The organism is Candidatus Babeliales bacterium (genome assembly GCA_035455925.1).
GTDB lineage: Bacteria > Babelota > Babeliae > Babelales > Vermiphilaceae > SOIL31.
In genome coordinates this window covers 1-9,255 of the sequence record DATIEE010000027.1, presented here as the reverse complement: position 1 = coordinate 9,255, position 9,255 = coordinate 1, and the positions used below count along the sequence as shown (strand labels likewise).

Annotated in this window: 8 protein-coding genes and 1 tRNA gene; 8 read left to right on the top strand and 1 reads right to left on the bottom strand. The window is 32.8% G+C overall.

Annotated elements, in window-relative coordinates; all coding sequences use genetic code 11:
• The 6 genes from VLB80_03755 to VLB80_03730 all read left to right on the top strand — a co-directional run.
• Positions 1-1,421, top strand: a 1,421-nt coding sequence (locus VLB80_03755) for a hypothetical protein (protein ID HSC25301.1), incomplete at its 5' end; no start/stop codon positions are given.
• Positions 1,422-1,669: 248 nt separating this feature from the next.
• Positions 1,670-2,866, top strand: coding sequence for a family 1 glycosylhydrolase (locus VLB80_03750; protein HSC25300.1), 1,197 nt, complete (start codon positions 1,670-1,672; stop codon positions 2,864-2,866).
• A 207-nt stretch (positions 2,867-3,073) separates the two neighbouring features.
• Positions 3,074-3,454, top strand: coding sequence for a hypothetical protein (locus VLB80_03745; protein HSC25299.1), 381 nt, complete (start codon positions 3,074-3,076; stop codon positions 3,452-3,454).
• A 132-nt stretch (positions 3,455-3,586) separates the two neighbouring features.
• Positions 3,587-3,672 (top strand) — tRNA-Leu (locus tag VLB80_03740).
• A gap of 69 nt (positions 3,673-3,741) precedes the next feature.
• The gene (locus VLB80_03735; protein ID HSC25298.1) at positions 3,742-4,083 is read left to right on the top strand and encodes an HIT domain-containing protein; all 342 of its coding nucleotides are present in this window, start codon (positions 3,742-3,744) and stop codon (positions 4,081-4,083) included.
• Positions 4,084-4,160: 77 nt separating this feature from the next.
• The gene (locus VLB80_03730; GenBank protein ID HSC25297.1) at positions 4,161-4,910 is read left to right on the top strand and encodes a glycerophosphodiester phosphodiesterase; all 750 of its coding nucleotides are present in this window, start codon (positions 4,161-4,163) and stop codon (positions 4,908-4,910) included.
• Here VLB80_03730 and VLB80_03725 read toward each other — a convergent pair.
• Complete coding sequence (locus VLB80_03725; protein ID HSC25296.1) at positions 4,883-5,803, bottom strand: DMT family transporter; 921 nt, start codon at positions 5,801-5,803, stop codon at positions 4,883-4,885. The two genes, VLB80_03730 and VLB80_03725, sit on opposite strands and share 28 nt — an antisense overlap.
• A 77-nt stretch (positions 5,804-5,880) precedes the next feature.
• Between VLB80_03725 and VLB80_03720 the strand changes: the two genes are divergently transcribed.
• On the top strand, positions 5,881-7,464 hold the full coding sequence (locus VLB80_03720) for a hypothetical protein (protein HSC25295.1): 1,584 nt from the start codon (positions 5,881-5,883) through the stop codon (positions 7,462-7,464).
• Between the two features lie 523 nt (positions 7,465-7,987).
• The coding region (locus VLB80_03715) for a hypothetical protein (protein HSC25294.1) at positions 7,988-9,255 on the top strand (1,268 nt) is incomplete at its 3' end.

Genomic DNA, 9,255 nt, shown 5'->3' with positions numbered 1-9,255 from the left:
CTTGTGAACGTTTATTAATGACGCTTGCTCTGGGTGGACTTACCGCAGAGTTTTCGCGATGGGCTTATAATGAGAGTGATAAAAGAACATTTAGTTTATTGAGGGGGCTGAAAGAAGGTTTTTCAGAGCCCTTGCGTCAACATTCGCCCTATCTTTTAAAGTTAAAAAAATCTCAATCTGGCTATAATGATCGTGATTGGACTAAAGCATTTCTTTGTGAAGGATCTTGGGGAGATAGATATACTGTTATGGCCAAAGGTATGTCAAAAATGATTCCTGGCATTGCTCAGGCTAATGCGGCTGTATGTGCAACCATTCCTACACTTTTTTTTGATTATAAGTTTGGTACTACTATTGTTTACACGTGTAGATTGATTATTTCGATGAATAGTGATCTTAATGAATTACAACGTCGGGTTTCTGCTGTAGCACATGGTGTGGATGGACTAATCAAGTTACGAAAAATTTTAAATCATCATAGCAAGGAGTTGGGTGATTTTTTTAATGAAGATGATTCCAATGTTGATGTGCTGACTAAAAAACTATTATCACAACGTTTTTTGCAAAAACCAGGATATTTTTATTCACGAGGGCATGTGTTAGTGATGCATAGAGAGTTACAGCATATAAAAAAATCATTAATTCCTATGTTGCGTTCAGTTGCTTTATTAGATGCATATTGTTCTCTTGCAACGCTGTATAAAGAAAGTCAGAAAGAACCGGTTGTTTTTAGTTTCCCAAAGTTTATAGAATCTCCAAAACCATTTGTCTGTTATCATAACGCATGGTTGCCTTTGTTGCCTTTTAATGAAGCTATTACTAACGATCTTGTTTTGGGCGGAGATCAGCCGGGCAAAATTATTATCACTGGGCCTAATGGTGGTGGAAAATCAACTATACTAAAAACATATTTAGCAACTATATTGGCTCAATCATGGTGTATTATACCAGCAGAATATGGAGAGCAAACGTTATTCACTAGTATTAAAACAGGTCTTGCTCCTCATGAAGATTTAGAGCATGGATTATCTACATTTATGGCTGAGAAAAAAACAATGTCAGAGTTATTGGCTGATATTACTCAATCAGATGAAAATCATCATACGCTTGTTTTGGTTGACGAGCCATACAAAGGAACTGTTGACGATGAGTCAGCCAAAAGAATTTATCAATTTGGTAAAGATATTTCAGCATTTGATTGTGCATTAGTTGCTATTGCAACCCATGTTAAAAAACCAATTATGCTTGCATACGATACCAATGGAATTTTTGGTAATTATCAAGTAAAAATTAATGAGATATATCCTGGAATTTTTGAACGACTTTTTAAACTTGAAAAAGGCCCTGCTATGTGGTGGTTTGAAGATGAGGATAAACGAAGTCGTTTTATTGATTGGATTAGTGTAAGAGCGATTTCTTAGTAATCTAAAAAAACTATTTTTACCCCCTCTTGTTGACAATATTAGACAAAGACTTATAATTACTATTAGGATCTGTTTTGTTTTTTTAAAACATTCACATCTCAAAATAATAATAATTATCGTTTAAGTAGGGGGTATTTCTATGTTTAATAAATCGACGATTTTTTTAACAATAGCGGCATTTTTTGCTGTGAATGTGGTGCATCCTGTATCGTAATTGGAATTGGCAGGATAGGGATACGTCTCGTATGAGTTTTTCCAGCGATTTTAAGTTTGGGACGCTAATTTTTGCTGGTGAAGTTGAGAAGTGTGATCACTGGAATCGTTATAAAGAAGATATACAATTGATGAAAGAATCTGGACTTACGGCCTGTTCTTTATCAATTGATTGGGAAAAGGTAGAGCCATCATTAGGATATTTTGATCAACAAGCGCTACAGCATTATGCTGATGCCTGTGATGAGTTTAATTATAATAATATTGAACCAGTAATAATTTTGAAAGATTATCGTGATCCAGCATGGTTCATTAATTGTGGTGGTTTTGAGAAAGATTATAATATTCAGTATTTTGAAGAGTATTGTTCTAAAGTTTTTGAAGCATTACAAGGAAAAGCGTATAAGTTTATTACGTTTTGGTCGCCAGAATCATATGCTATGCTTGGCTATTGGAATAAAACACATTATCCATTTAAAAAGAATATGCAATTGGCGATTGATGTACTAAAAAATGAACTCGAAGCGCATGTTCGTGTGTATCAAAACCTTAAAAAAGCTGATACAGAAAATAAAATACACGTGGGTATCACGAAGCACGTTGTTCAACTTGAACCTTATTACCCATGGGATAAGCTTGCATGTTCGATGGCGAACAAACTTACTAATGATTCATTTTATACATTTTTTACAACGGGTAAATTTGATATTTCCATTCGTACGTTACCCGCAAAATGGGGTGGTGTTGTAAAACATTATACAAACTCATTAGCACCGCACTCAATTGATTTTATTGGTATTAATTATCATAGTCATTATCAAATGAAGAACTTTAAACGTATGTCGTTTGCTCATGAAGCTAAAACAGATGTTAAAAAGGTAACCGTATACCCAGAAGGTTTATATGCTGCAATTAAGGAAGTAGACACTAAAATGGCACGTCAATTAAACATTCCAATGATTATTACTCAAAGTGGTATTGCTACAACGAATGATAATCTTCGCAAGCTTCATGATGAGCGTTATGTGTATGCAACACATGCAGCTATGCAAGATGGTTGTAATGTTCAAGGGTTTTATTATTATAGCTTTCTTGATGGATTTTCATGTGGAGAATATGGTAAGAAATTTGGGCTGTATTCTGTTGATTATGGAACAATGGAAAGAACAATTAAGCCTGGTGCATCTCGATTTGTAGAAATAGCAAAGAAGCATGGAGAAAGCCAATAAGATATTGTATCGCATAAGAAGTTCCGGTATTTTAGAGGTTGTATGAGATTAATCATATTACCTCTAAAGCCGGATTTTTTATTTAACCTACGCTACGTAGGTTAAATAAAAAAATCCAGAACTTGCCTTATTTGACGTAGTTTTTATTTATGATAGAATTATAATAATGGAATTAAATAAGTTCATTTTAGATAAGGGAATTACTGCATGAACGTAAAAAATATATCATTATTATTGTTATTGTTTGGTTTATCCCTGGCAAATTGTGAAAGTTCACTCAGTAATGAAGCTTTTCAAGCAATAGAAGAAATACCATTACTTAAAGAGTTGCAAGGAGCGAAGAAAAAATTAAAAATATTGCAACGTAAGTTGCCTTTTTATGAAATTGAATGTCAGCAACATCCGAACGCTACAGGTAAACTTCCGATACTTGGAACGGTTACCTATAATAGTAAAGAATGTACGCTGTTATCTGCGCTGTTAGCTAACATATTAGATTTGGAACTTAAGGTTAAATATTTAGAAATTGACTGGAAGGCATCGGATGAATATTTAGATAGCCTTAACGATGAGCAAAAAACAACATAGTTTTTTAATGGTTTATGGTTTTATACCATAGGTCACCATATTATTTAAAAAAAGCCTCGCATATGCGGGGCTTTTTTATTGACGGGTATAGCTCTTTACGTTATTCTAATAATGTCTTTGAAATAAATATATGCCGGGGTGGCGAAATGGCAGACGCACGAGACTCAAAATCTCGCGATGGTAACATCATGTCGGTTCGAGTCCGACCCTCGGCACCAAAATTAAATTCAACATGTATAAGTTATGTTGAATGTCATGAGGAACAAAAAATAAGGGATTATATTTAGGTGGAAGCACAAAATTGTGTTTTTTGTAAAATAATCGTTGGCAAAGTACCATCAAAAATAATTACTCAAACAGATGAAGTGATTGTTATTGATAATATTGCACCTAAAGCAATAATTCATTATCTTATTATTCCCAAAAAACATATCTCGGATATTACTGAATTAAATAATGATGATATACCATTAGCAGGGCAGATGATTTTGATGGCTAAACAACTTGCAGCAGCATTACCTGGTTCACAGGCATTTCGTCTTATTGTTAATAATGGTTCTGATGTTGGTCAAAGTGTGTTTCATTTACATTTCCATTTTCTTGCAGGTCAAAAATTTTCTGATTATTAAATTTAATTTTTTTCTATAAAAATGTATTTATTTTTAGTTATGTTTTTCATATACGCTTCACATAAAAAGGAGATTGTATGAAAAAGATGATAATTGCCTTTCTTTTGTTACATTCTGCTAGTGTACAACCTATCGCTATAATTGGCCATCGTGGAGCATCAGGGCCGGTGCAAGAAAATACATTGTCATCATTTGAGTATGCGATACAATGTGGTGTTGATATGATTGAATTGGATGTTTGGAAGTGTGCGTCAGGTGAATTGGTTGTTTTTCATGATGCAAAAGTTGATCGATTAACTGATGGTCATGGTTATGTAGCATTAAAAACATTGAATGAATTAAAATGCCTTAAAATACGTGATTGTGAAGTTATTCCTACATTAATTGAAGTATTTGAATTAGTTAATCGTCGGGTGAAAATTTATATTGAATTAAAAGGTGCACATATTATTGAGGATGTTTTGCAACTTATTGATTATTATGTTGTGCATAAAAAATGGAATTATGATGATTTTTTAATTGGATCATTTGATCATGTTCAGCTGCAAACTGTTAAAAACGTAAATAAGTCCATCCCCGTTATAGCTATTGTGTATGGTATACCGATTAGTCTTGGAGCATCTGTTATGAGTACTAATGCAGATATTGTTTGTTTGGATAGTGAATTTATTAATCAGCAATTTGTTGATGATATTCATGCGCGAGGGATGCTGGTATATGTTTACACCATAAATGATAGAGATGATCTTGCACGTTCACTGAGTTATGGAGTTGATGGTATTATTACTGATAATCCTGATTATATTCGTATTATTTTTTCTTTATAGTTAGATTTATTTTTTAATTCATCTTGATAAAACGTATAAAGACCAATAAGAACTATGATTATGGATAAATAAAAATGCCATGAAATTGTTTCTTGAAAAAATGCCCAACCGTATAATGCAGCAAATAATGGACTTAAAAAACTGGTGAAGGACATAAAAGTTGCAGAATATGTTTTGAGAAGTTTTGCGTAAATATTATGGCATAAAATATTGCTAATAAATACCATGACAATGAGTCCTTTACTGAAAGCAATAGGATTATATAGAGGTGCTGGACCTTCAATGGCGTATGAGGTTATCAATGAGAGTAGTCCTCCGCTAGCCATACAAATTCCATTGACTACAGAAGTATCATAGTCTTTATGACGTACTAATTTTTGGATTAATATCCAGCTATAGCAGTGAAGTGAGACAGAAAGCATGAGAAACATTTCATATTTCGAAATGAAAAAAAATTCTCCTAATGTTGCTTCAGCGGGGCTTGATGATATGAGTATAGGAATCATTCCAATGAGTCCTATTGAAAGACCACACCATTGTTTAATAGAAAGTCGTTCATTAAAAAGAAAGTATGCATAGAGTGCTGATAGAAACGGTGAAAAATTATAGAAAAAAGATGTTTTCCAAACAGGTAGTGCATCTAAAGCATATAATCGCAATCCATAAGTTATATACATGCCTAAAACAATGATTTGCGCAAATATCCAAAAATGATGCTTTCCTTGAAAATTAAGCTTTGTTCGTGGTAAACAATATTGATATATGAGTAAAATTCCTCCTGCTATGAGCATACGGCTGCCCGATAAAAATAATGGCGAAGCAAAGCTTAGAAGATATTTTCCAATAGGAAAAGAGGTCGCAAAAAGTGCCTGTAGGAGAACAATAAATGTCATAATGTTTATACCTAATAAAATTAATAAGAATTGTATTGTTACAGTATACAGTATAAATAAAAAATGGGGAAAAAATTATGCAAAATTTTGTACAAAATAGATGGTGTATTGGTTTAATTGGATTGTTATTTTTATATAGAGTGTCCATTTTTACCATGGATATAAATTATAGTAACATAAATGAAGATCCTTCAAACAAACCAGTAAAAACAATAACCTTATTCAGTCCTTGTGATGCTGTAAAACAAGGTGAGTTGTGGAGTAAAGTTGTTCCAGGGAGTTTTTTTATGGCTCCCGATGGTACAAGCATAATTATGGGGTATCATGGAATGGTTAAGTTTATTGGGTGTAATTCTTCAGGTGATAATAATGCAAGCGTGATTATGCAGCATCCTTGTGTGCGTCATATTCCTATGATTGCGCTAGCGCAAAGAAAAGATAAGTCATTACTAATAGTTTCTGCCGGTAATTATATAGATGGAGAAAGTGCCAAGCGAGTATCTGAATATTATGTATTTGTTAATAAATGCTTTAGTATGAACAAATTAGAACTTCCTATTCAGGCAATTGCCCTGGATCCAGTGGGAGAAGTACTTGCAATAGCTCATGATACTACCTACACAATTATTGATTTGGTAAATAAGAATCATGATGCTTATTTTTTTACTATTAATAATAAGGATAATTTAATTGCAGATCTTGCATTGAATATTAGTGATAATGCATTGAGCGTAGCAGGTATGAATAAAGGTATACAGTTAATGACTTTTTCAAAAACTGATAATTCACTTAAGTTGAGTGATCCATCATTATTTTTTCAGATGAATGATGCTATAAAAAAAATACATTATCCAAATAATCATGAATTATTATATGTAACGTATGAAGGTGAGGTAAAAATAATAAATATATATGATTTCTTTATTAACAATACTTCTGATGCAACTGCGTATACCTTTGCTTTTAACCCTTTATATGATCAGGTTGTTTTTGATCAACGTAAATATATTGCAACAGCTCATTGGACCAATAATATAAGAGTAGATCAACAAATGCGTTGTAAGGTAGAAGTGTTTTGTAAAGAAAAAGACTCTATTAAGAAGGTTATTTTAGAAGCGCCTAATATAGAAAAATCGTATAATTATATAACGGAGCTGGGTAATCGTGAAGTAGGCATTAGTCATTTGTTGCATGTCGCCTTATCTGGTAAGTATGTTGCAGCGCTTGCAACAGATGGAAAGATCCGTGTATGGTATTTAGATGAATGTAACAGTATTAGTAATGCGCATAATAACATTCAAACAATGGGTGATAAAAATAAAGTAGAACCAGTTGTTTATCGCCAAGAAAATTATTTTCCTGTTAAAAAAGATTTGGTTGATACTTCTTCTCGAAAATTATCTCAGTTTCAAAAAGCGGTAACTATAGTTGATGCGCCATCGACTGATGATCATGTACAAGATCAGGTTGAGGATAATAAAAAGGATACAAAATTAAAGAAACCATCTTCTCCCAGAATTATAAAAGTTTTAGCTACGCGTTCTTCAAAAAATAATTCAGGAGGCTCTAAAGAAGATAGCCCCGAGAATTCACCACGCAAGAAGAATAATACATCAAACAGTGATCTTATACAGTTGAAGAACTATGAAAGTAAAAAATGATAGTTAATGTTTTATTTTCATAGTTGTAGCAATAAACATAGAATTTTTTTTTATAAAGATCTTTATGTATAAGATGATGCTTGGCGGAATGTATAATTAATCAGCATTGACTATTTTTGTGTGAGTAAAGAAAGTTTAATTACATCATTTCCATAAAAAAAAAACGGACCTTCACTTTGTCCGCGGCCTCTTGCATCAAAAAGTAAAATATTACAATATTCAGGTAACAAAGCATAAAATGTCGCCTTACTTCTTTTCGTCCAGAGAACTATCCAGCGAAAACAATAGCATTACAGGCTGCATTAGGTCGAGTTAAAAAAGACTATATAACGTAAGGTTGTTGGTAAATAATTTTTTAAAAAAAGAAGATGAATAAAATTATGTAATCTGTCCGTGCAGGATCAAGATAAAGATAGTATTATTATGATGGGTAAGCGATATGTTTTTTGTTTTCATTATAGAGTAAAAAACATTTTTTGTAGCGTACTGTGATTAATAATAAAATTTTAAGATAAAGTAGTATATGAATATTATAACAATTGTTATCAGTATAGTATTGTCTCTATTTTCGACAATTGTTATGAGTTATGTGTCCTTGGCAACTCCAATTGGTCCGTGGATTGCACCGACACTTGTTTTTATTGCGTTATTATGTTCAAAAATTGTCACAAAAATGAGCACTTCTTCTCTAAGTTATGCAGTTTGTGCAGGATCAATTGGCGGTATTTTAGCTACAGCATCTGCTTTTTCATTTCCAACAATCTATTTTCTTGACCCAGCTTTATTTGCAACATGGATGAGTTCACCATTATTTTTTAGTGCCTTATTGGGGTGCTTTTCTTTTTTAGCTGGGATGTTTGGAATGTTAATAGCAGATTTGTCAGAAAAAACATTAATTGATACGCAGAATTTATCTTTTCCTATTGGGCAACTTGTTCATAAAATGATTGCTGCACAAAATCAAGTTCGTAAGGCATATGAGTTGATAATGGGTTTTGTACTTGCAGCATTATTTTCTTTTCTGCAGGGAGGGTTTTTTTTAAAGTACGCTGTTATCCCAAAATCAATAGTACTATTGTCACCGTTAAAATGGGCAATTTTCTCATTGCCACGCATGGTTATTAATCTTGATATTGCACCTATGATTTGGGCGATTGGTTTTGTCACCGGGCATGTTATTGCTTTGCCTCTTGCTGTTGGTGCCGGGGCTAATATTGTTTTTTTGTATCCACTACAGAAATTATGTTTTTCATATTTATCTTCAACAGAATTTACGCTTGCCTTTTGTAGTGGTGTTGTTTTTTTTATTACCGCAATGAGTTGTCTAACTTTGCCTAAACAAATTGTTGATGGAGCAAGAAATAGTATTAAAAGAATGAAGACTAAAAATGCTTTAATAATAAATTTTTTTCGTATTCATGATGTCATATTGTGTCTGATTATTATCGTTGGATTTGTTTTATTTTTGTCGTATTTTAAATTTCCCTGGTATGTACAGCTATATCTAGCTATTTGTAGTGTTATTACGACGTATCAAATTGCAGCAATTGCAGGACGTATTGGACTAGCGTTATTGGGGCGTTTTGCAACATTTGTAATGGTTCCCGCTATGCTTATGTTTAATATTAATTATATGCATATGGTTTTTATTGCGACATTTATTGAAATGAGTGGTGGTGTTGCAGCTGATGTTTTATTTGGTCGTAAGCTTGCACAGCTATCTGATATTTCACGTGTAAAAATGCGCCAGTATCAGCTGCTGGGTTTGGTTATAGCTTCACTAAGTATTGG